This window comes from Gordonia sp. PvP123, assembly GCF_040547295.1.
GTDB lineage: Bacteria > Actinomycetota > Actinomycetes > Mycobacteriales > Mycobacteriaceae > Gordonia > Gordonia terrae.
In genome coordinates this window covers 128,440-150,680 of the sequence record NZ_JBEPPN010000007.1, presented here as the reverse complement: position 1 = coordinate 150,680, position 22,241 = coordinate 128,440, and the positions used below count along the sequence as shown (strand labels likewise).

General features: G+C 67.3%; 20 protein-coding genes and 2 tRNA genes. 12 read left to right on the top strand and 10 right to left on the bottom strand.

Annotated elements, in window-relative coordinates:
* Positions 1–68: 68 nt before the first annotated feature.
* Positions 69–947, bottom strand: a complete 879-nt coding sequence (locus tag ABIC25_RS15450; RefSeq protein ID WP_101819342.1) for a polysaccharide deacetylase family protein — start codon at positions 945–947, stop codon at positions 69–71.
* Complete coding sequence (locus ABIC25_RS15445; RefSeq protein ID WP_354562143.1) at positions 944–2,041, bottom strand: asparaginase; 1,098 nt, start codon at positions 2,039–2,041, stop codon at positions 944–946. Before ABIC25_RS15445 ends, ABIC25_RS15450 begins: the two co-directional genes overlap by 4 nt.
* Positions 2,042–2,287: 246 nt before the next feature.
* Here ABIC25_RS15445 and ABIC25_RS15440 point away from each other — a divergent pair, with 246 nt between their 5' ends.
* Positions 2,288–3,310 carry a substrate-binding domain-containing protein gene (locus ABIC25_RS15440; RefSeq protein ID WP_494337978.1) on the top strand — a complete coding sequence of 341 codons (1,023 nt, stop codon included), beginning with the start codon at positions 2,288–2,290 and terminating at the stop codon, positions 3,308–3,310.
* A 95-nt stretch (positions 3,311–3,405) separates the two neighbouring features.
* Here the strand turns inward: ABIC25_RS15440 and ABIC25_RS15435 are convergent, their stop codons facing one another.
* A complete protein-coding gene (locus ABIC25_RS15435; RefSeq protein ID WP_004023114.1) occupies positions 3,406–4,071 on the bottom strand; it encodes a chymotrypsin family serine protease in 666 nt (221 codons plus the stop codon).
* Positions 4,072–4,411: 340 nt separating this feature from the next.
* Here ABIC25_RS15435 and serA point away from each other — a divergent pair, with 340 nt between their 5' ends.
* Both serA and ABIC25_RS15425 read left to right on the top strand, forming a co-directional pair.
* Complete coding sequence (gene serA, locus ABIC25_RS15430) at positions 4,412–6,007, top strand: phosphoglycerate dehydrogenase (RefSeq protein WP_004023113.1); 1,596 nt, start codon at positions 4,412–4,414, stop codon at positions 6,005–6,007.
* Complete coding sequence (locus ABIC25_RS15425) at positions 6,004–7,011, top strand: 3-isopropylmalate dehydrogenase (RefSeq protein ID WP_101819344.1); 1,008 nt, start codon at positions 6,004–6,006, stop codon at positions 7,009–7,011. The genes serA and ABIC25_RS15425 overlap by 4 nt, the downstream gene beginning before the upstream one ends.
* Before the next feature lie 100 nt (positions 7,012–7,111).
* Here the strand turns inward: ABIC25_RS15425 and ABIC25_RS15420 are convergent, their stop codons facing one another.
* Entirely contained in the window at positions 7,112–8,344 is a 1,233-nt protein-coding gene (locus tag ABIC25_RS15420) for an MFS transporter (protein WP_354562140.1), read from the bottom strand.
* A gap of 149 nt (positions 8,345–8,493) precedes the next feature.
* Between ABIC25_RS15420 and ABIC25_RS15415 the strand changes: the two genes are divergently transcribed.
* From ABIC25_RS15415 to ABIC25_RS15395, 5 genes are all read left to right on the top strand, one after another.
* Entirely contained in the window at positions 8,494–9,264 is a 771-nt protein-coding gene (locus ABIC25_RS15415; protein WP_354562138.1) for a fumarylacetoacetate hydrolase family protein, read from the top strand.
* The gene (locus ABIC25_RS15410) at positions 9,261–10,085 is read left to right on the top strand and encodes an alpha/beta fold hydrolase (RefSeq protein ID WP_004023109.1); all 825 of its coding nucleotides are present in this window, start codon (positions 9,261–9,263) and stop codon (positions 10,083–10,085) included. Before ABIC25_RS15415 ends, ABIC25_RS15410 begins: the two co-directional genes overlap by 4 nt.
* A 46-nt stretch (positions 10,086–10,131) precedes the next feature.
* Positions 10,132–11,610: a glutamate--tRNA ligase gene (gene gltX / locus ABIC25_RS15405; protein ID WP_354562137.1), complete on the top strand. Its 1,479-nt coding sequence runs from the start codon at positions 10,132–10,134 to the stop codon at positions 11,608–11,610.
* Positions 11,611–11,696: 86 nt separating this feature from the next.
* A tRNA-Gln gene (locus ABIC25_RS15400) sits at positions 11,697–11,768 on the top strand.
* A 54-nt stretch (positions 11,769–11,822) separates the two neighbouring features.
* A tRNA-Glu gene (locus ABIC25_RS15395) sits at positions 11,823–11,895 on the top strand.
* Between the two features lie 121 nt (positions 11,896–12,016).
* On the opposite strand, the gene ABIC25_RS15390 is transcribed toward ABIC25_RS15395, so the two are convergent.
* Together ABIC25_RS15390 and ABIC25_RS15385 are read right to left on the bottom strand one after the other, a co-directional pair.
* Positions 12,017–12,514: a PPOX class F420-dependent oxidoreductase gene (locus tag ABIC25_RS15390; RefSeq protein ID WP_004023107.1), complete on the bottom strand. Its 498-nt coding sequence runs from the start codon at positions 12,512–12,514 to the stop codon at positions 12,017–12,019.
* A gap of 61 nt (positions 12,515–12,575) precedes the next feature.
* Positions 12,576–13,310: an IclR family transcriptional regulator gene (locus ABIC25_RS15385; protein ID WP_004023106.1), complete on the bottom strand. Its 735-nt coding sequence runs from the start codon at positions 13,308–13,310 to the stop codon at positions 12,576–12,578.
* Positions 13,311–13,418: 108 nt separating this feature from the next.
* Here ABIC25_RS15385 and leuC point away from each other — a divergent pair, with 108 nt between their 5' ends.
* From leuC to ABIC25_RS15370, 3 genes are all read left to right on the top strand, one after another.
* Positions 13,419–14,882, top strand: coding sequence for a 3-isopropylmalate dehydratase large subunit (leuC, locus tag ABIC25_RS15380; protein WP_004023105.1), 1,464 nt, complete (start codon positions 13,419–13,421; stop codon positions 14,880–14,882).
* 52 nt (positions 14,883–14,934) lie between these two features.
* Positions 14,935–15,528: a 3-isopropylmalate dehydratase small subunit gene (leuD, locus tag ABIC25_RS15375; protein ID WP_004023104.1), complete on the top strand. Its 594-nt coding sequence runs from the start codon at positions 14,935–14,937 to the stop codon at positions 15,526–15,528.
* Between the two features lie 173 nt (positions 15,529–15,701).
* Positions 15,702–16,328, top strand: coding sequence for an HU family DNA-binding protein (locus ABIC25_RS15370; protein ID WP_004023103.1), 627 nt, complete (start codon positions 15,702–15,704; stop codon positions 16,326–16,328).
* A gap of 106 nt (positions 16,329–16,434) precedes the next feature.
* On the opposite strand, the gene ABIC25_RS15365 is transcribed toward ABIC25_RS15370, so the two are convergent.
* From ABIC25_RS15365 to cofC, 3 genes are all read right to left on the bottom strand, one after another.
* A complete protein-coding gene (locus ABIC25_RS15365) occupies positions 16,435–17,367 on the bottom strand; it encodes an NUDIX hydrolase (RefSeq protein WP_101819348.1) in 933 nt (310 codons plus the stop codon).
* A gap of 44 nt (positions 17,368–17,411) precedes the next feature.
* The gene (locus ABIC25_RS15360) at positions 17,412–19,613 is read right to left on the bottom strand and encodes an RNA degradosome polyphosphate kinase (protein WP_033203969.1); all 2,202 of its coding nucleotides are present in this window, start codon (positions 19,611–19,613) and stop codon (positions 17,412–17,414) included.
* A 75-nt stretch (positions 19,614–19,688) separates the two neighbouring features.
* Positions 19,689–20,444 (bottom strand): 2-phospho-L-lactate guanylyltransferase, encoded by a 756-nt coding sequence (gene cofC, locus ABIC25_RS15355; protein ID WP_239402516.1) that lies wholly within the window; start codon positions 20,442–20,444, stop codon positions 19,689–19,691.
* 143 nt (positions 20,445–20,587) lie between these two features.
* On the opposite strand from cofC, the gene ABIC25_RS15350 reads away from it, so the two are divergent.
* Complete coding sequence (locus ABIC25_RS15350; RefSeq protein ID WP_101819349.1) at positions 20,588–21,595, top strand: NAD(P)H-dependent glycerol-3-phosphate dehydrogenase; 1,008 nt, start codon at positions 20,588–20,590, stop codon at positions 21,593–21,595.
* A gap of 14 nt (positions 21,596–21,609) precedes the next feature.
* Here ABIC25_RS15350 and ABIC25_RS15345 read toward each other — a convergent pair whose 3' ends face one another.
* Entirely contained in the window at positions 21,610–22,218 is a 609-nt protein-coding gene (locus ABIC25_RS15345) for a DUF3515 domain-containing protein (protein ID WP_101819350.1), read from the bottom strand.
* Positions 22,219–22,241: the final 23 nt, after the last annotated feature.

The following is a 22,241-nucleotide window of genomic DNA, read 5'->3' as shown; positions in this document are numbered from 1 at the left end:
GGATTGGCGGGCTCGCCGGCTCGTGATCGGGTCGGCGATGGGAAAGCGTTGGAGGTGGCGAACAGGCGTCAGTGACGCGGCGACCGCTTCTTGAAGTCCTCGGCGATGGTGTCGAAGTTCGCCCAGCGGACGCCGTCGTGCGAGTTGATGTGCTCGATCAGTCGCTCGAGCATGAGCAGTACCTGCGGACGGCCGGAGACGTCCGGGTGGATGGTGAAGGTGAAGACCGCGTAATCGCTTTCGCGGTAGACCCAGTCGAACTGGTCGCGCCACATCTCTTCGATGTGCCGCGGATTCACGAAGCCGTGGCTGTTCGGGCTGCCCTTGATGAACATCATCGGCGGCAGATCGTCGAGGTACCAGCTGGCCGGGATCTCGACGAGGTCGGTCTCCTCGCCGCGGACAAGCGGTTTCATCCATTCCGCGGCCGGCTTGTCATAGTCGATCGGCGTCCATGAGTCACCGACGCGGACGTAGTACGGCTCGAAGTCACGGTGCATCAGCGAGTGGTCGTAGGTGATTCCGCGCTCGACGAGAAGCTCGTTGGTGACCTTGCTGAACTCCCACCACGGCGCGACATATCCGGTGGGTCGCTTGCCGGTCCTAGTGCTGATCAGATCGATGCAGTGATCGAGGATCTCCGATTCCTGCTCACGTGTCATCGCGATCGGGTTCTCGTGGCTGTATCCGTGCAGACCGATCTCGTGTCCCGCGGCGACGACCTGATCGAACTGTTCGGGGAACGTCTCGACGGAGTGGCCCGGCCAGAACCAGGTCGCCGGGAGGTCGTATTTCGCGAGCAGATTGTTGAGACGGGGGACTCCGACCTCGCCGGCGAACACACCGCGCGAGATGTCCCCGGGCGAGTTCTCGCCGCCATAGGAGCCCAGCCAGCCGCCGACCGCGTCGACGTCGATTCCGAAGGCTACGAAGATTTCCTTGGTCATTTGTTCAGTCCTCCTTGGTTGTGGCGATCGGTGGTGTGGAGTTTTGTGTCGTCCCCGGCTCCGGGTCCGGATGACTCCCGGGTTGCCCCAGGGGTGCCGGACGGAGTCAGGTCGGCATAGGTCGAGATCAGCTCTGCCAGCGGCTGCTCCCGGGCGAGACCAGTGGACAGCAACAGCGCCAACAGAATTCGCGCCTGGGTGGCGGGTAGTCCGGAGACAGGTGGGACTCCGGCGGCGACCAGGTCGGCGCCGCCGCCGTTGCCGTAGACGCCGCGGACAGGTCCGGCCGGTACCCGGGTGGACAAGATGAGAGCGAGGCCGTCGTCGACGAGATCGGTCGCGGCGTCGACGATGGCGGGATTCCCGTTGCCGATGCCGGTGCCCGCCAGCACGATTCCGGCGGCGCCGCAGTTCGCGGCCGCGCGTAGCAGTGCGTCGTCCGCGCCGGGATAGACGTCGACGAGATCGACACGGGTGTCGTCGAATTCGGGGCCCGGGCGTGGCAGCGGGTCGGGTCGCGGTGCCGTGGGACCGAAGCAGACCTGCTCGTTCGTCACTGAGCCCGACGGGGGAGAGACGACGGAGCGGAAGGCGTCGAGTGCGATCGTGTGGATCTTGCGTGCCCCGCGGGCGGGGATGATCTGCCCGGCGAAGACGATCATGACGCCACGGTCGCGGGCGGCATGCGCCGCGGCGACTCGGACGGCGTCGGTGAGATTGCCCGGACCGTCACCGTCGGCGGTGTCGCCGGCCCGCTGGGCTCCCGTCAGGACGACGGGACGGGGATCGTCGTGGACGAGGTCGAGGAGGATCGCGGTTTCCTCCATCGTGTCGGTCCCGTGCGTGATGACCACGCCGTCGACGGGTTCCGTGGGCCGGGCGAGAAGTGCGCCCACCGCGTCACTGATCTGCCGCAGGTGTCCGTGCGTGAGCCGATAGGACCCGACCGTCATCAGATCGATGGTCTCGACCTCGACGTCGTCGAGGCCGGCGCGCTCGACCAGCCGCGCGGCGGTCTGGGTGGCCACGACCCCGGCGTCGGTCGCCTCGGACGCGATGGTGCCGCCCGTCGCGATGACTGCGATCCGGGTCATCGGCGACGGTCCCGCGACGGCGTGAAGCCCCGGAAACCTGCGGCGATGGAGCTGACTGTGACGTGCATGACGTGAAGTGAAACACACGACAAACGTTTGGCGCAATCGTTTGTGTAACTTCCGTCAAACGTTTGGGTAAATCACGACGTAACAGACCGGGTTGGGTACGCTGTGGGCCACCGACGAGAGAGGGCCGGGTTGAGGAAGACAGGAGAGGGGCCGGCGCGGGGACCGCTGACGCTCCGCATGATCGCCACGGAGCTCGGGGTCAGCCCGTCGACCGTGTCGCGAGTGCTCAATACGCCCGGTGACGCCGCGCTCCGCTGGGGTTCGTCTGACACGGTCGCCCGGATCCGCGCGTTTGCGGCCGAGCACGACTACTCGCCGAATCCCCAGGCATCGAGTCTGCGCACACGGCGCTCGGGATTGATCGGGGTGCTCGTCCCTCGACTACAGGACTATGTGCTCGCGACCATCTACGAGGGGATAGAAGAGGCGGCCTACGAGTCGGGTCTGTCGACATTCGTCACCAACTCGCTGGACAAGCCGGACAACCAACGGGCACGTACTCGAATGATGATCGACCGGCGGGTCGACGGCCTGATCTACGGGGACGCCCACCTCGACCACCGCTTCCTGGACGAGATCCATTCGCAGGGAATCAAATTCGCGCTCGTATCCCGAACGGCGGGGGACTATCCCTCGGCGACCGTCGATGATGTGAAGGGCGGACGACTGGTCGGTTCGCACCTGCTCGACACGGGACGACGAGATGTCGCGGTACTCGCCGGCTGGGAGTTCGCCTCCACCGCTCGTGACCGGACCAACGGCATCGTGACCACGTTCGCCGAGCACGGCGTCGAGATCCCGGACGACCGTATCGTCTATTCGGGCTTCGATCCGGCCGGCGGTCGGGCCGCCGTCGAGCAGCTGCTCGCGACCGGCCCGGTGCCCGACGCCATTTTCGCGACCAACGACTTCGCCGCGATCGGAGCGTTCGGAGCTCTGCGCGATCGTGGGATTCGCGTACCCGACGACGTCGCCCTCGTCGGTTACAACGACACGCCGATCGCCGCGGGCGGTGCCGTCCCGCTGACCACGATTCGATCACCGATGCACGAAATGGGCAGGCGCGCTGTCGGCTTGCTGCTCGAGGTCATCGGCGGCCGGACACCCGAGTCGATCGTGCTCGAGCCCGAACTGATCGTCCGCTCGAGCAGCATCTCCGCGACCGTTCAGGCGGGCGGTCCGTCATCCGTCGAGGCGTGACGAACCGACGCCCGCACCGCCTGGGCTGACCCCGGACACGACGACGCCCCGGAGGGAAACCATCCGGGGCGTCGGTGGGGGTGGGAATCCAGTCGTCAGGCGACCCGGAATCCCTTGTAGGCGTCGAGAGACCCGATCCGCTTGAGGATCGGCTGGATGTTGGTGCCGGTCTCGGGGCCGAGGCAACCGAGGAAGTAGTAGGCGTTGACCATCCCCACGAGGCGATCGCCCACGACCACGGGGCTGCCGGAGTCGCCTTCGATCACGCACATCTGGCTCACGTGGACATCACCGTCGGAGAACCAGGCGATACCGCAGGTGTTGCCGGTGGTCCGGCCTTCCTTGCAGGCGATGGTCGGAAAGGCAAGGGGCTTCGGGTCGACCGAGCGGATGGTGACCCCGCGGACCGTGCGCAGCGGCACGACGCGCGAGGCGTCGAATTCGACGATCGCCATGTCGAGATCGGGCGCGGTGTAGGTGATGGTGCCGGCCTGGCCGCGATCCTGGAAGGTCTCGGAGTAGACCTTCTGGCCGGGGGTGCCGCAGTGACCAGCGGTGACGCCGATGAGCTTGTTCGTCTTCGAGCGACCGATGGTCGTCAGCGTGCAGGCTGCCGCCGAGTTGCCACCCTTGAGGACCAGGATGCCGGAGCCGCCCCCCATGAAGATCTTCGCCGGTGCGGCGACCGCGACGCCCCCTCCCCAGCCGGCCAGCACCGTCGCAGCCAAAACCGCCAACAGCACTGTCAGCTTCTTCGTCATCCGCACTCCACTTCTCGTGTCCAACCAGTTTCGGTCACAGGCATCGGGCACCGGTCGGGACTTCGCAACCGGCGGCAAGCACACCGTACCGGTCCCCCCGGGTGCTCACGTCTGCGTGGGATCGACCCGCGGTCGCTTTGCAACACTTCCGTGATGCTCCCAGCAAGGTAGCCGTAATGTGCGTCACACTCTACCCATGCCGAGGGACAGGTCTCCGGTTTCGGGGTACACCGCATGCTCGGCGGCACCTACCACACCTTTAAGCTGTCGTACGGAGTCGTCACCGACACTCCGCACCGCCGATCGTGAAACCGCACTCCCCGAACCTGGAGAAATGACTGTGAGCTCTGCTGGCCGCCCGGTTGTACTCATCGCCGACAAGCTGGCGCCGTCCACCGTGGAAGCACTCGGTGACGGTGTCGAGGTGCGATGGGTCGACGGTCCGGATCGTCCCAAGTTGCTCGAGGCGGTCGTCGACGCCGACGCCATCCTGGTCCGCTCGGCGACGACCGTGGACGCCGAGGTCCTCGACGCGGGCAAGAAGCTGAAGATCATCGCCCGCGCCGGTGTCGGCCTGGACAATGTGGACGTCCCCGCGGCGACCGAGCGCGGCGTCATGGTCGTCAACGCCCCGACCTCCAACATCCACACGGCGGCCGAACACGCTGTCGCACTGCTGATGTCGGCCTCGCGTCAGATCCCGGCCGCCGACGCCACCCTGCGTGAGAAGACCTGGAAGCGTTCGTCGTTCAACGGTGTCGAGATCTTCGACAAGACCGTCGGTGTCGTCGGCCTCGGCCGCATCGGTCAGCTCGTGGCCGCCCGGCTGGCCGCGTTCGAGACCCACATCATCGCCTACGACCCCTATGTGTCGCCGGCCCGCGCGGCCCAGCTGGGGATCGAGCTGGTCAGCCTCGACGAATTGCTCGAGCGCGCCGACTTCATCACCGTCCACCTGCCGAAGACGCCCGAGACCCTGGGTCTGATCGGCGCCGAGCAGCTCGCGCGGACCAAGAAGGGCGTGGTCATCGTCAACGCCGCCCGTGGTGGTCTCATCGACGAGCAGGCCCTCGCCGACGCGATCACCTCCGGTCAGGTCCGGGCCGCGGGACTCGACGTCTTCGCCACCGAGCCCTGCACCGACTCGCCGCTGTTCGAGCTCCCGCAGGTCGTCGTGACCCCGCATCTCGGTGCCTCGACCAGCGAGGCTCAGGACCGTGCCGGCACCGACGTCGCCAAGAGCGTGCGGCTGGCGCTGGCCGGACACTTCGTCCCCGACGCGGTCAACATCACCGGTGGCGCCGTCGACGAAGAGGTCGCACCGTGGCTCGAGGTCGCCCGCAAGGCCGGCGTTCTCGTCGGCGCGATCAGCAACGAGCCGCCGACCTCGCTCGTCGTGGACGTACGTGGCGAACTCGCCGCCAACAACGTCGACGTCCTCGGCCTCTCGGCTCTGCGCGGTCTGTTCTCGGCGGTGCTCGACGAGCCGGTCACGTTCGTCAACGCCCCGGCGGTCGCCGAGGGACGCGGCGTGACCAGCGAGGTCACGACCGCATCGGAGAGCCCCAACCACCGCAGCGTGGTCGACGTGAAGGCCGTCTTCGCCGACGGTTCCACCCACAATGTGTCGGGCACCCTCTCGGGTCCGCGGCTGGTGGAGAAGATCGTCAACATCAACGGCCGTAACTTCGACCTCCGCGCCGAGGGCCACAACCTGATCGTCAGCTACGACGATCAGCCGGGTTCGCTGGGCAAGATCGGCACCCTGCTCGGCAATGCGGGTGTCGACATCCTGGCCGCCGGTCTGTCCCAGGACGCCGAGGGCGGCGGGGCCACGATGATGCTCCGCGTGAGCAGCGTTCTCGACGACGACGTCGTCGCCGCGATCGGTGACGCGGTCAGCGCGACCCTGATCGAACAGGTCGACCTCTCATGAAGCTCGCAGTCATCGCCGGTGACGGCATCGGTCCCGAGGTCATCACCGAGGCACTGGGGGTGCTCGAGTCGGTCGTACCGGCGGTGAGCACCACCGAATTCGACCTGGGCGCGCGTCGTTACCACCGCAACGGCGAGTTGCTGACCGAGGACGACCTCGAGTCGCTCCGTCGTCACGACGCCATCCTGCTGGGCGCGATCGGCGATCCGTCGGTGCCCTCGGGTGTGCTCGAACGCGGCCTCCTCCTCACCATGCGGTTCGCCCTCGATCATCACGTCAACCTACGGCCGTCGCGCCGGTTCCCCGGTGTCTCCTCGCCGCTCGCCGGTGACCCCGACATCGACTTCGTGGTGGTTCGAGAGGGCACCGAGGGGCCCTACACCGGCAACGGCGGTGCGATTCGGGTCGGTACCCCGAACGAGGTCGCCACCGAGGTGAGCGTCAACACGCGTTTCGGCGTGGAACGCGTGGTGCGTAATGCCTTTCAGCGCGCGCAGCAGCGTCGTAAGAAGCTCACGCTGGTGCACAAGACCAACGTCCTCACGTTCGCCGGGTCCATGTGGAGCCGTGCGGTCGACGAGGTCGGCGCCGAGTTCCCCGACGTCACGACCGACTACTGCCATGTGGACGCCGCGACCATCTACCTGGTCACCGATCCCGGCCGCTTCGACGTCATCGTCACCGACAACCTGTTCGGCGACATCATCACCGACATCGCGGCCGCGGTGAGCGGCGGTATCGGATTGGCCGCCTCGGGCAACATCGACGCCACCGGTGCCAACCCGTCGATGTTCGAGCCCGTCCACGGGTCGGCTCCCGACATCGCCGGTCAGGGCAAGGCCGATCCGACGGCCGCAATCCTGTCGGTCGCCCTCCTGCTCCGACATCTCGGTGAGGACGACGCCGCCGCGCGGATCGAGAAGGCCGTCGCCGACGACCTCGTCGACCGCAGTGGCACGTTCAGCACCTCGGAGATCGGGACGCGCATCCGCGAGCGGCTGTAGTTCCCCCGCGACCCACAACTCCCTCGCGGCAAGCGCACCCGCCATGGACGGACGAGCCCGCCACCGGATCGGTGGCGGGCTCTGTCCATGAGTGGTGGGTTTACGCGTCCACCAGTTCGTCGGGTTCCCGAGTCCGGTCGCGGGGGACCAGCGGTGTGGCGACGAGCGGTGCGAGGGCGGTCGCCGCAAATGCGAGCGGGAAGCCGACCGCGGCGATCAGTGCTCCGAGAAGCGGTGTGGTCGCCGCGGTCACCAGATACTGTCCGGTGTTCTGCACGGCCAAGCCGCGACCGCTCCATTCCGGGCCGACGTATTCGGCGATGGCGGTGAACGCCAGACCGTTGTCGGCGACCGAGATGATGCTCGCGACCGCCATGAGTGCGGGTGCCAGTGGGCTGTCGAACCAGTCGGCGATCGCGAGCGCGAACATCGCGGCGACACCAGCGACCGCGATCACCCGGACGGGTCGCATCCGCGACATCCACGCATCCGACCATCGTCCGGCGACTATCCGTCCCAGCGCACCCACGACCTGGGTGACCGTGATCAAGATGCCGGCGCCGGCCGGCGACCATCCGTGGGCGACGATCAGCCAGGTGGGCACGAACGTCCACAGCATCGACTGCGGGATGACGAGCAGCATGCTGACGATGTGAATGCGCGCGAGGAAAGAGTTGCCGCGGTAGGGGTTCGCGGGCTGCACAGGATTGTCGACGGCCTCTGTGGTGGGAGCCGTGCGGCACGGCGGGTCGGTGATGCCGACGATCACCGCGACGAGTCCCGCGGCGGTCACCACGGCGGGGATCGCCAGCGCGGCAGCAGGTCCCGAGCTCGCCGCGACGACCGGCATCGTGAGTGCGCAGACGCCGATGCCCAGCGGTTGAGCCATCTGGCGGATGCCCATCGCGGTCCCGCGCTGATGGGCGGGAAACCAGCCGACGACGATCCGGCCGCTGGCCCCGTTCGCGGCACCGGAACCGAGACCGCCCACCAGCAGCGCGGCGCCCACGACGAGATACGACGCATCGGCCGACGCGGCGACCGCGGCCGCGATCGCTCCACTGAGCGAGATGGACAGCGACAGCAGCAGGATGCGGCGTTCGCCGTAGCGGTCCAACAGGATCCCCCACGGGATCGTCGCGGCCATCAAGCCGATGGTCGGGATCGCGGCGAGCGTCGAGGCCTCGGCCAGCGAGAGTCCGGCGTCGGTGTGCAAAGCAGGGATCAGATAGGCCACACCGCTGACCACGCACGTCGTGGTGAGTGCGGCGAGGAGCGAACAGCCGAGGATGATCCACCTTCTGGCAGTGGTGATGTCGTCGACATCGGTCATGTGTCACTCACCTCGCTGTCTGCTCGGGCGAAGGTCGCCACTCATCCATCTCAATATGTGAAATGATATGCCCACATTGTAGAACTACCGCCTCGGTCGGCCAACTCGGCTCCCAACGTCTGGGATCGGCGGTGCGATAGGGTCTGGACATGCGCTTAGGTCGAATTGCGAGTCCTGACGGCGTGGCATTCGTGTCCGTCGAGGGCGACGGTGGCGATGCCGTCATGAAGGAGATCGCCGAGCACCCCTTCGGCACGCCGACGTTCACCGGTCGCTCGTGGAAGGCGGCAGATGTGCGGGTCCTGGCCCCGATCCTGGCCAGCAAGGTGATCTGCATCGGCAAGAACTACGCCGCGCACGCCGCGGAGATGGGTGGCGAAGCGCCCGCCGACCCGGTGATCTTCCTCAAGCCGAACACGTCGATCATCGGTCCCGAGCTGCCCATCGTGCGCCCACCGTCGTCGGAACGTGTGGACTACGAAGGCGAACTCGCGATCGTCATCGGACGGGCGTGCAAGGACGTGAAGGCGGCACAGGCCAAAGACGTGATCCTCGGTTACACGGTCGCCAACGACGTGACCGCCCGCGATCACCAGCAGGCCGACGGGCAGTGGACCCGCGGGAAGGGTTACGACACCTTCTGTCCGCTCGGTCCATGGATCGATACCGCATTCGACCCGTCCGACGTCGAGCTCGTGACGGAACTCGATGGCGAGGTCAAGCAGCGGACCCGCACGTCGCTGATGCTCCACGACGTCGGCGAGATCGTCGAGTGGATCTCGCGCGTCATGACCCTGCTGCCGGGCGACGTGATCCTCACGGGCACCCCGGAAGGCGTGGGCCCCATGGTCGCCGGCCAGCGCGTCTCGGTGACCGTCGAAGGTATCGGTACGCTCTCCAACTCGGTGGTGGACAAGTGACAGCTCCCAGCACGGCTCGAGTCAACGGCATCGACATCTCCTACAGCGTGGCCGGTTCCGGCCCGCTGGTCGTCATGGTGATGGGGACCGGCAGTCCCGGACGGGTGTGGAAGGCCCACCAGGAACCGGCTCTGGTGAAGGCCGGATTCACCGTGGTGACCTTCGACAACCGTGGTGTGGCGCCGTCTTCGGAGTGTGCCGAGGGCTTCACGCTCGATGACATGGTCGCCGACACGGCTGCGCTGATCGAGCATCTCGGACGAGGCCCGGCGATCGTGATCGGCACCTCGCTGGGCGCCCGGATCACCCAGGAGTTGGCGCTGGCGCGGCCGGATGTGGTGAAAGCTGCGGTGATGGTCGCGACGTATGGCCGCAACACTCCACTGCAGGAGGCGATCTCGGCCGGCGAGCGCGCGCTGTACGACAACAAGATCAAGCTGCCGCCGGAGTACGAGGCCGCCATCACCGCCCATCTGAACCTGTCGCCGCACACGCTCGACGACGACCGCACGGCGCGTGACTGGCTCGACATCATCGGGTTCTCACCGCAGACGATCACCCCGGGGGTCCGCGCGCAGCTCGAACTGCACAACAAGGAGTCCGACCGCCTCGCCGCCTACCGCGGAATCGACCGGCCGGCGCTGGTCGTCGGTTTCGCCGACGATCGGACGTTGCCGGCGAAGCTGGCGCGCGAAGTGGCCGAGGCCATTCCGGGCGCGCAGTACGTCGAGATCGAACGGGCCGGGCATTTCGGCTATCTCGAACAGCCGGCCGAGGTGAATCGGGTCCTCGTCGAGTTCTGCGAGCGGCACCGGGCCTGACGGCGGGCGTGTCGGGAGCGCAGCACCGCTTCGATACCCTGAGCCCATGACCAGTACTGAGGGTGTGCGCGTCCGATTCTGTCCGTCTCCGACGGGGACGCCGCACGTGGGGCTCGTGCGAACCGCGCTCTTCAACTTCGTTCAGGCCCGCCACGACGGGGGCACCTTCGTCTTCCGCATCGAGGACACCGATGCCGCGCGCGACAGCGAGGAGTCCTACGCGGCCATCCTCGACGCGCTCCGGTGGCTCGGGCTCGACTGGGACGAGGGGCCCGAGGTCGGCGGCCCGTACGGACCCTACCGGCAGTCCGAGCGTCGAGACCTCCATGCCGACGTCGTCGCGCGGTTGCTCGCGGCGGGCGAGGCCTACGAGGCCTTCTCCACCCCCGAGGAGGTCGAGGCCCGTCACCGCGCCGCCGGCCGTGACCCGAAGCTGGGTTACGACAACTTCGACCGTGACCTGACCGCCGAGCAGCGCGCGGCGTATGTGGCCGAAGGGCGCAAACCCGTTGTCCGCCTTCGTATGCCGGACACCGACATCTCGTGGGACGATCTCGTGCGCGGAACCACGACGATCAAGGCGGGTACCGTGCCGGATTTCGCCCTCACGCGCGCCTCGGGCGATCCGCTCTACACCTTGGTCAATCCGGTCGACGACGCCATGATGAAGATCACCCACGTCCTGCGCGGGGAGGACCTCTTCTCCTCCACCCCGCGTCAGCTGGCGCTCTACGACGCGCTGATCCGCATCGGCGTGGCCGACGCGGTCCCGGCCTTCGGCCACCTTCCGTTCGTGATGGGGGAGGGCAACAAGAAGCTCTCCAAGCGCGACCCGCAGTCGAATCTCTTCCATCATCGGGATCGCGGATTCATCCCGGAGGGTCTGCTCAACTACCTCGCGCTGCTCGGCTGGGGCTACAAGAGTGATGTCGATGTCTTCAGCCTGGACGAGATGATCACGGCTTTCGATGTGCGACAGGTCAATTCCAACCCTGCGCGATTCGACCAGAAGAAGGCCGACGCCATCAATGCCGAGCACATCCGCCGGCTGGACCTCGGTGACTTCACCGCTCGGCTCAAGTCGTACCTCGTCGCGCAGGGCAAGCTCACCGAGACCGCCGATGGCGAGACCTTCGCAGCTCTGGCCGAGCTGGTGCAGACGCGTATCCAGGTTCTCGGGGATGCCTGGGATCTCATCTCGTTCGTCTACGTCTCGGACGCCGAGTTCACGATCGACGAGAAGGCCGCGAGCAAGAACCTGGGCGCCGACGCCGTGGCGGTTCTGGACGCCACCATCGCCGCGATCGAGTCGCTGGATTCCTTCACGACGGCTGCGCTGCAGGATGCGCTGAACGCCGCGCTGGTGGACGATCTCGGGCTCAAACCGCGCAAGGCGTTCGGTCCGGTGCGGGTGGCCGTGACCGGCTCCCAGGTCAGTCCTCCGCTGTTCGAGTCGATGGAGATCCTGGGTCGCGACAAGACGCTCGCGCGCCTGTCCTCGGCTCGGGAGATTGCGGCCAAATAAGGCCTCTGAGCTGCACGTTTGTGGACTTCCGGCAACCCTTTGATACTCTCTTTCTCGGCAGTTTTCCGCAAGGAGAACCACGCCAATGGGGTATGGTGTAATTGGCAACACAGCGGTTTCTGGTACCGCCATTCTAGGTTCGAGTCCTGGTACCCCAGCGGACAGAAAGCGATCGAGACCGTGCTAAGGTCTTGATCGCCGGAAGTTCCCATGGCCCCGTCGTCTAGCGGCCTAGGACGCCGCCCTCTCAAGGCGGTAGCGCGGGTTCGAATCCCGTCGGGGCTACGAGAAACACCCTCCCTCTGCACTGCAGGGGGAGGGTGTTTTTCATTGTGTGGCAGGCCATCTCGTCCGTGTCGCGATGATCACATCGAGAACACGGACGGCGGCCGTCATCGGCGTCGGGTCACAGGAATTCGGCGGTGCTTCCGGAAGCCGGCATCTCGGGGATACCGAGCTTGCGGTGGTCCCAGGAACGTGTGCGAGACGGTCTGATCCGCACGGCGACGCGCTTGTTCATCATCTGCTCCACGAACGGCCGCGATTCTTCGGTGTAGGGCGCGGTGTAGCGCTCCCAGACGCTGATGCCCACCTTCAGACATGAGTCCGGGTCGTCGAGGATCTCGGCGACCCCCTCGAAGGTGACGCCTCGGAGGGTGTCGTAGGTGTCGCCGTCCTCGATCATCACCGAACACCGGCTGTTGCGGCGGATGTTGACCGCCTTCTGGGACTTGGATTTCGTCTCGAACCAGATGTCGCCGTCGACGATCCCGTACCACATCGCCACCAGGTGGATGCTCCCGTCGGGTCCGGTGGTGGCGAGAGTCGCGGTCCGGCTGCGCGCGACGAACTCCGCGATCTCGTCCTCGGACATGACGATCTGACTACGTTGATTGACTCCCATGCCCTGACGCTAGCCCACCGGCCGTTGCATCGGAACGGCTCCGGGTGCAACGGCTCTGGGGTCAGGGACGAGCGGCCTGAAGACGTTTGTGGATCGCGTCCGCGGCGGCGAGCAGGTCGGCCGCCCAGCGCGCACCGGGCCGGCGCCCCATCCGGTCGATGGGCCCGGACACCGATATCGCTGCGACGACGTCACCGTTGCCGTCGCGTACCGGAGCCGACACACTCGCCACCCCGGCGGCTCGTTCACCGGCGCTCTGCGCCCACCCGCGGCGGCGGATCTCGTGCAGCGCCCGCTCGCTGAAGACACTGTCCGGCACGAGCGCCCGCTGGGTCGCCGGGTCGGCCCAGGCGAGGAGGACCTTCGCCGCAGACCCCGCGCTCATCGGGAAGCGGGTGCCCACCGGGACGGTGTCCCGCAGGCCGGTCGGTGGTTCCATCGCTGCAACGCAGACGCGTTCGGCTCCTTCGCGGCGATAGACCTGGACCGATTCGCCGGTGATGTCACGAAGCCGGGGGAGGACCATGAGCGCCGACTCGGTGACGGGATCGTGTGCCGAGGAGGCGAGTTCACCGAGGACGGGGCCGGGCTGCCAGCGTCCGGTGACGTCCCTGATGAGGAAGCGGTGGGTCTCGAGCCCGACCGCGAGTCGGTGTGCCGTCGCCCGGGGCAGTCCGGTCCGATCGCAGAGCTCCGACAGATTGCACGGGGCCTCGGCGATCGCGTGCAGCACCGCCACCGACTTATCGAGCACACCGATTCCGCTGCTGACCGCAGATGCGGTATCCTTTCCCATAGGACGATACTAGCTGTCCAAATAGTGAGATGCACGCTCGAAAGCCAGCCAGTTCGCCACCATCGCGTGCAGAGTCCGAAGAACCCGAGACAGATAACGAGTGCAGCCATGAGCAACAGCCCAGCCCAGCCGCTAACTCTCGCCGAGAAGGTGTGGCGCGACCACGTCGTGGTCCCCGGTGACGTCGACGCGTCCGGCAACACCAATCCCGACCTGATCTACATCGACCTCCACCTCGTGCACGAGGTCACCAGTCCGCAGGCCTTCGAGGGCCTGCGCCTCGCCGGACGTCCGGTTCGGCGACCCGACCTGACGATCGCGACCGAGGATCACAATGTCCCGACGGTGGACATCGACAAGCCCATCGCCGACCCGGTCTCGCGCACCCAGGTCGACACCCTCCGCAGCAACTGCGAAGAGTTCGGCGTCCGCCTGCATCCCATGGGAGATGCCGAGCAGGGCATCGTCCACGTCGTGGGGCCGCAGCTGGGCCTCACCCAGCCCGGCATGACCGTGGTGTGCGGCGACAGTCACACGTCGACGCATGGTGCCTTCGGTGCGATCGCGATGGGAATCGGCACCAGCGAGGTCGAGCACGTCCTCGCCACCCAGACACTGTCGTTGCGCCCGTTCAAGACGATGGCCATCAACGTCGACGGCGAGCTGCCGCCGGGTGTGACGAGCAAGGACCTGATCCTCGCGATCATCGCGAAGATCGGCACCGGCGGTGGCCAGGGCTACGTGTTGGAGTACCGCGGCGAGGCGATCCGCAAGCTGTCCATGGAAGCCCGGATGACGGTGTGCAACATGTCAATCGAGGCGGGGGCCCGGGCCGGGATGATTGCGCCCGACGAGACCACCTATGAGTTCCTCAAGGGTCGTCCGCACGCTCCGGCCGGTGCCGATTGGGATGCGGCTGTTGCCTATTGGGACAGTCTGCGCACCGATCCCGACGCCACCTTCGACGCCGAGGTGCACATCGACGCCACCACGCTGACCCCCTTCGTCACGTGGGGAACCAACCCGGGCCAGGGTGCGCCGCTCGGCGCCGCGGTGCCGGACCCGGCCGACTACGGCGACGAGGTCAAGGCCGGGGCCGCGGCGAAGGCGCTGGAGTACATGGGCCTCGAGCCCGGAACGCCGCTGCGTGACATCAAGGTGGACACGGTCTTCGTGGGCTCGTGCACGAACGGCCGGATCGAGGATCTGCGCGAGGTCGCGGGCATCCTCAAGGGTCGCAAGGTCGCGGACGGCATGCGGATGCTGATCGTCCCCGGCTCGATGCGCGTGCGCGCGCAGGCCGAGGACGAAGGGCTCGGCGAGATCTTCGTCGCGGCGGGCGCCGAGTGGCGGCAGGCCGGATGCTCGATGTGTCTCGGCATGAACCCGGATCAACTCGCCCCGGGTGAGCGATGCGCATCGACGTCGAACCGGAATTTCGAAGGGCGCCAGGGCAAGGGTGGTCGAACCCACCTCGTGTCGCCGGGAGTGGCCGCGGCCACCGCGCTGCGCGGCACCCTGTCGGCGCCCGCCGATCTGGACTCACTGTCGGCGCCCGCCGATCTCGGTTGAGTCACGGTCCGAACCACATCCCAGCCACATCATTCGAACAGGGGCTTTCCTGATGGAACCGTTCACCGAACACACCGGCATCGGCGTCCCGCTGCGGCGCAGCAATGTCGACACCGACCAGATCATCCCGGCCGTCTATCTGAAGCGGGTGACACGCACCGGCTTTGAGGACGGTCTGTTCGCCGGCTGGCGGACCGATCCCGACTTCATCCTCAACAACGAGCCCTGGAGCCGCGGGTCGGTCCTGGTCGCCGGTCCCGACTTCGGCACCGGCTCCTCGCGCGAGCACGCGGTCTGGGCCCTGTCCGATTTCGGTTTCCGCGTGGTGATCTCGTCCCGCTTCGCCGACATCTTCCGCGGCAACTCGGGCAAGGCGGGCCTGGTGGCCGCCCAGGTCGAGCAGTCCGACGTCGAACTGCTCTGGAAGCGGCTCGAGGAGAATCCGGGACTCGAAGTGACCGTGAGCCTTGTCGATAAGACGGTCACCGCCGGAGACCTCGTGGTGCCGTTGGCAATTGATGACTACACCCGGTGGCGCCTGATGGAGGGTCTCGACGACATCGGACTCACGTTGCGCCAGGTAGACGCGATTTCTGCGTTCGAGTCGACGCGTCCGGCGTTCAAGCCGCGGACCCTCGCGGACTGATCTCCCGTCGCCGCGGCGGGGTCATCTCGCCGCGGCGGCACCCTCGTGAGCTGCCATACGATTTCGCAACACGGCATCCTAATTGGCGTGGAAGATGGACGTTTTCACATCCGACGTTTACCGTGTGTTGGTAGCTGGCCGAAACTCGGTCAGATCAGCTTGCGGAGGTACTCATGAACAAGGCGGAGCTCATTGATGAGCTGACCAAAAAGCTCGACGCGGATCGCAAGACTGCGACTGAAGCCGTCGAGCTCGTCGTCGACACGATCGTGCGCGCTGTCAACAAGGGCGAGAGCGTGACGATCACCGGCTTCGGCGTATTCGAGAAGCGGAAGCGCGCACCGCGCGTCGCCCGCAACCCGCGCACCGGCGAGACCGTGAAGGTCCGCGCGACATCGGTTCCGGCATTCCGTCCGGGCGCTCAGTTCAAGGCCGTCGTCGCCGGCAAGCAGAAGCTGTCCGCCACCGGCCCGGCTGTGAAGCGCGGCAGCGGAACCACCGCCACGGCTGCCAAGAAGGCTGCCCCTGCAAAGAAGACCGCAGCCAAGAAGGCCACCACCGCGGCCAAGAAGACCACGGCGGCCAAGAAGGCTCCGGCCAAGACCACGGCGGCCAAGAAGACCACGGCGGCCAAGAAGGCTCCGGCCAAGACCACGGCGGCCAAGAAGACCACGACCGCCGCGAAGAAGGCTCCGGCCAAGAAGGCCGCGCCGGCCAAGAAGGCCACGGCCGCGAAGAAGGCTCCGGCCAAAAAGACCGCCGCAAAGAAGACCGCGGCAAAGAAGACCACTCGTCGCTGAACCGCGGAAACCGCGGTCGACAACCACAGTTCAGCCCCCGGCGTACTTCCCCCGCCGGGGGCTGAACTGTGTTCGGGCCATGGGTCTACGACGGTGTTGTCCGGCGTCAGGCTGTGGGGAGTGGGCCGGCGATGTGATCGGCCGCCACCAACCTGCCGTCGTGGAGCGACAGAACCCACACGCTTCCCTTGCGATTGGACGCCTTGGGAAGCGCGATCGCGTCCCGGGCGGCCCACCAGTCCATGAGGGGCGGGATCACCTTCCCCTGACTGCAGACCGCCGGCGTCGACGTCGCGTCGGTCGCGAGCTGGAGTATCCGACGTTGCGCCGCCACCGGATTCGTCCGGTACGTCTCCTCCGACAGATCCGGCTCGCTGTGCAACTCGACGCCGAGGCGCTCGCGTAGCGGTTCCAGGGTCTGCTCGCAACGCACGCGATCAGCCGAGTGAACTCGCCTCGCCCCGAACGCCACCAGCAGCGGGGCCAGGGCGTCTGCCTGCGCGCGGCCCAGCTTGTCCAAGGGCCGCAGCCGGTCGTCGCCCTTGTACGTCGAGCGCCGGCCGGCCTTGGCGTGCCGGACCAGGAGAAACGTGTGCAGGTCCGCGGGGAGTCGTACGAACTCTTCCAGGATCGCCCGGTCGAGCGGGTAACTCAGCGTCTCCCGGGCCTTGTCGACCGAGAGCCAACGCAGTTCGTCGACCTCGCTGCCGGCGACGAACTCCCCGTCGAGCGCCCGCGCCGACCAGTAGCGCACATGCTTGCGCGTACTGCCCAAGTCGTAGTGGACGTCGTCGAGGTGCCGGCCGAGGATGACGTGTTGTCCGGTCTCCTCGGCGATCTCGCGCACCGCGGTGTCGATGAGCGTCTCACCCGACTCGGCTTTTCCCTTGGGCAGCGTCCAGTCGTCGTACTTCGGGCGGTGGACGACCGCGATCTCGAGATCGCCGTTCCCGACAGCGTCGGCCCCGGCGGAACCGGAGCCCTTCGGCCGCCAGACCACGCCGCCCGCGGCCCACACCTCATTCGTCTTCTTCGCCATATCGGTGGTGATGGTAGAGGTCGAAGGTTACGGGCCGGTGCCGGTCACGAACTCGTCTCCGGCCGACGTCGATTGCGCCGCATCATCTGTCGCTGGTGGTCGCGGACCTCCTCGCCTTCGGCGGGTGACGCGACCCAACTGCCATCGGGATGCAGGACCCAACAGCGGGTCCGCGGGTCGAGCGCCGAGGCGAAGATGTCGCCGAGTTCGCCGGCCAGTCGCTCGTCACGAACGTTCACCATGACCTCGACGCGGCGGTCCAGATTGCGGTGCATCATGTCCGCGCTGCCGAACCAGTACTGGTTCTGCGCACCGAAGTACAGAATCCGCGAGTGCTCGAGGAACTGGCCCAGGATGGAACGCACGTGGATGTTGTCGCTGTACCCCTCGACCCCGGGCCGCAGGGCGCTGATACCGCGGACGACGACATCGACGGGCACCCCGCTCTGGGAGGCCCGATAGAGCGCATCGATCACCTGCTCGTCGACGAGCGCATTCGCCTTGAGCTGGATCCGTGCGCGTGTGTCACCCTCCCGGAAGAGCTCGATCTCACGCTGGATCCGTTTGATGATCCCGGCCCGGATACCGTGCGGCGCAACGAGAATGTTGCGGTACTCCTGTTTGCGTGAGTAACCGGTCAAGGTGTTGAACAGGTCGGTGAGGTCGGCGCCGATGTCGGGTGCGGCGGTCAGCAGGCCCACGTCCTCGTAGAGTCGCGCCGTCTTCGGGTTGTAGTTTCCGGTGCCGATGTGGCAGTACCGCTTGATCGTCGAGCCCTCACGCCGCACCACCAGACAGGTCTTGCAGTGGGTCTTGAGTCCCACGAGGCCGTAGACGACGTGAACGCCGGCCTGCTCGAGCTTGCGGGCCCACTTGATGTTCGCCTGCTCGTCGAACCGTGCCTTGATCTCGACGAGCGCGACGACCTGTTTGCCGGCCTCGGCTGCGTCGATGAGCGCGTTCACGATCGGGGAGTCGCCGGAGGTCCGGTACAGCGTCTGCTTGATGGCGAGGACCTGGGGGTCGGCCGCGGCCTGCTCGATGAACCGCTGCACGCTGGTGGAGAACGAGTCGTATGGATGGTGGACGAGCACGTCTCCGTCGCGCAACGTCGAGAAGACGCTCTTGGGCGTCTCCCGCTCTCCGAACGCGGGATGAGTGGCGGGGACGAACGGGCGGTCCTTGAGGTGCGGGCGGTCGAGTGCGTAGATCTCGAAAAGCGAAGACAGATCGAGGAGTCCGGGCACCTGGATGACGTCGGCGGGATCGACCTCGAGCTCGCGCAGCAACAACTCGAGCATGTGCTCGCTCATGTCGTCGGCGACCTCGAGTCGCACCGGGGAACCGAACCGGCGCCGCGCGAGCTCGCGCTCCAACGCCTGCAGCAGATCCTCGTCGCGGTCCTCCTCGACTTCGAAGTCGGCGTTGCGGGTGATCCGGAAAACATGGTGCTCAACGATTTCCATGCCCGGGAACAGGTTGCCGAGGTTGGCCGCGATCAGGCTCTCCATCGGTAGGTACACCGCGCGTTTGGCGGCCTTGTCGTCCGCGGGGCCCCGGTACGGCGACAACCGGTCGACCCGGATGAAGCGGTTCACGTTGTCCGGTACCTTGACCCGCGCGAAATGCTCGCCACTCTCGTTGACGTCGCGGACGGTCACGGCGAGGTTCAGCGACAGCCCGCTGATGTACGGGAACGGGTGAGCGGGGTCGACGGCCAGAGGCGTCAGGACGGGGAACACCTCGTCCTGGAAGTAGTCCGTCATCCGCGCCTGCTGCTCGGCGGTCAGGTCGGACCAGGACACCACGTAGATGTCGTTGTCGGCCAACGCCGGTCGGACGGAATCCAGGAACACCCGGGCGTGGCGGTCGGCGATGGTCTGGGCGCGGCCGGCGATCCGCATGAGTTGCTCTCGCGGCGAGAGCCCGTCCGCGGACCGGACGGACAGGCCGGTCTCGTCACGCCGCTTGAGCCCGGCCACCCGAACCATGAAGAACTCGTCGAGGTTGGAGGCGAAGATCGCGAGGAACTTCGCGCGATCCAGAAGCGGCAGCGAGGTGTCCTCGGCCAGCGCGAGCACACGGGAATTGAAGTCCAGCCAGCTCAATTCCCGGTTGAGGTAGCGGTCTTCGGGCAGATCGGCGGATTCGTCGGGCACCAGGGTGGCGGCCGGCGGGGCATGGGGGATCGGTGTGGTCGTGACCGTGGGGGTCTGCGGTGGTGCGTCGTCGTCGGCTGGGCTCACCCCCCAATGATGACCCATCGACGTGTTCGCCGTACACGCCCGCCGGATAGACGGTGATCGGTGTGGTGTGTCGGGTCAGAGGTGACGCAGCGCAGCGGTGGTGTGCGGGCCCAGACCGAGCTCGCGGGCGACGGCGAGGTCCGTCGCGGTGTCGACGTCGGTGCGCAGGTCGGGCCAGTTCACGCCCGCGGGATCGAGTTCGACGGCGCCGGCCGAACGATGGGCCGCGGCCGAGCCGGGGCCGAAGCGGGGCGCCGTGGCGTCGACGACGGTTCCGTGTAGGAGGACGGTGCCGGTGCCGTCGCGGTCGGTGAGGAAGCTGGAACGATGCTGCTGCGCCGCGCGCAGCACGGCGGTGAGCGACGTGCTCGTCGCGGCGGGCAGGTCCGCTTGGACGTACATCAGTCCCGTCGAGTCGGGCCAGGCCTCACCGGCCCACCGCGCGCCGTCGACGAACGCGGCATTGAGCCCGGCGTCGGACGGGGGAGGTCCCTGTGTCGGATCCCCGTGCGGTGACTCCCGGAGGCCGCGCATGCCCGAGCGTCGGGCCGCGGCGAGGACCTCGTCGTCGGGGCTGACGACGACGATGCGGGAGATCCCCGCACCGCGGAGAGCCTCGACGGTGTCGAGGAACATCGCGAGGACGAGCGAACCGCGGGTGACCGGGTCATCGCCCTCGAACGCGGTGGAGAGAGTCGCGGCCAACCGCGACTTCGCGCGATGCAGACTCTTCACCGCCAGCACGGCCGCGACCGACGTCGCGACGGGCTCGGTGCCCCCCGCGTCGACGATCGTCGAGTCGGCGTCCGCGCCGACAGTGCTGTGTTCCATGCCGACCATCATGATGCACCGGCCGGTGGTCGGTGACATTCCGGGTCGGTCATACCCGCGAGGGCATTAGGGTGAGCAGGGTCGGACGGCCAGAAGGCCGCCGGTCTGAATGCGGAATTGGGCTTGCCCGGTGGGAGGTTGCGGTGCGCGCGGCGGTGATGGGAGCGGGTTCCTGGGGAACCTCGGTGGCGAAGGTCCTCGTGGATGCCGGGACGGACACCGTGATCTGGGCTCGACGCCCCGAACTCGCGGAGGCGATCAACAGCGAGCACGTCAACGCCGACTACCTCCCGGGCATCACGCTGCCGGGTGCGCTGACGGCGACGAGTTCGGCGGTCGATGCCCTCATGGGTGCCGACATCGTCGTGTGCGGTGTGCCGTCGCAGTCGTTGCGTCCCAATCTCACGCAGTGGACCCCCTACATCGGTTCGGATGCGTCCCTGGTGTCGCTCGCCAAGGGCATCGAGTCCAACACGCTGCTGCGGATGAGCGAGGTCATCGCCGAGGTGACCGGCGTCGACGACGACCGGATCGCGGTGCTGACGGGTCCGAACCTGGCCCGCGAGATCGCGGAGGGCCAGCCCGCGGCGACGGTCATCGCCTGTGCCGACGAGGCGCGTGCGGTGACCCTGCAGAGCGCGTTCAGCACGCGGTACTTCCGGCCGTACACCAACACCGACGTCGTCGGATGCGAGATCGGCGGCTCGGCCAAGAACGTCATCGCGCTGGCCTGTGGGATGGCGAGCGGGATCGGATTCGGTCAGAACACCCTGGCGACGATCATCACCCGGGGGCTCGCGGAGACGATCCGGCTGGGCGTCGCGGTGGGCGCGCAGATCGAGACGCTGGCCGGGCTGGCCGGGATCGGCGACCTCGTCGCCACGTGTTCCTCGCCGTTGTCGCGCAACCGCACGTTCGGTGCTCGGCTCGGTGAAGGGGCCACCATGGCGCAGGCTCAGGAGGCCACCAACGGGCAGGTCGCCGAAGGAGTCAAGTCGTGCTCCTCGGTGCGCGCGCTGGCCGAACGGCATCAGGTGCCGATGCCGCTCACGAACGCGGTCCACCAGGTGTGCCACGACGGCATGTCGGTGGCCGACGCCGTCAACTCGCTGCTGGGCCGCAGCCCCAAGCCGGAGATCTATCGGGACTGATCCCGCGCGCCGGATCAGCCGAAGTCGAGCGGTCCCCGTTCGAGGGTGCGGTCGATCACGCCCGAGATGTCGGTGATGGGGCCGTTGCCTGCGTTCGCCGGGATCCACATCGCGACGTAGGGCCGGTGGTCGACGCACACGTAGGCCTGCCCCGACCCGGCGACCGTGTCGGTGATGAACCACTGGACGCCGGCCTGGTCGGCGGCGTGGATCTCCTGCAGGTTGCTCGTGGGAGACAGTTCCGCCGGTCGGGTCACCCCACAGCGCAAGGTCATGTCGTCGCCGGAGTCCGTCGCAGGCCACGTCGCGCGATCTCCGGAGACCTCTTTCGTGCCGAACCCCTCGAAGGTGTCCGGGGCTTCGTCGAGGAGACGGGTGCACTCCGCCGAGACCGGCCCGGCGGCGTCGTAGGACTCGATCGGGGTCACCGGGTCGGGTCGCAACGCGGCGAACACGATGAATCCGGCGATCACCATCACGGGGATGGCCACCAGCGTCGCGACGAGTGCCGGGCTGAGCCGGCCGCCACCGCCGTACCGCGGGGTGTCCTCGGCAGTGGGGTCGTCGCCGGGATCGTCGCCGACGGGGCTCTGCGGGGTGTCATCCGAACCTGCTGACGTCACCCCACAACAGTAGGAGAGCCCCC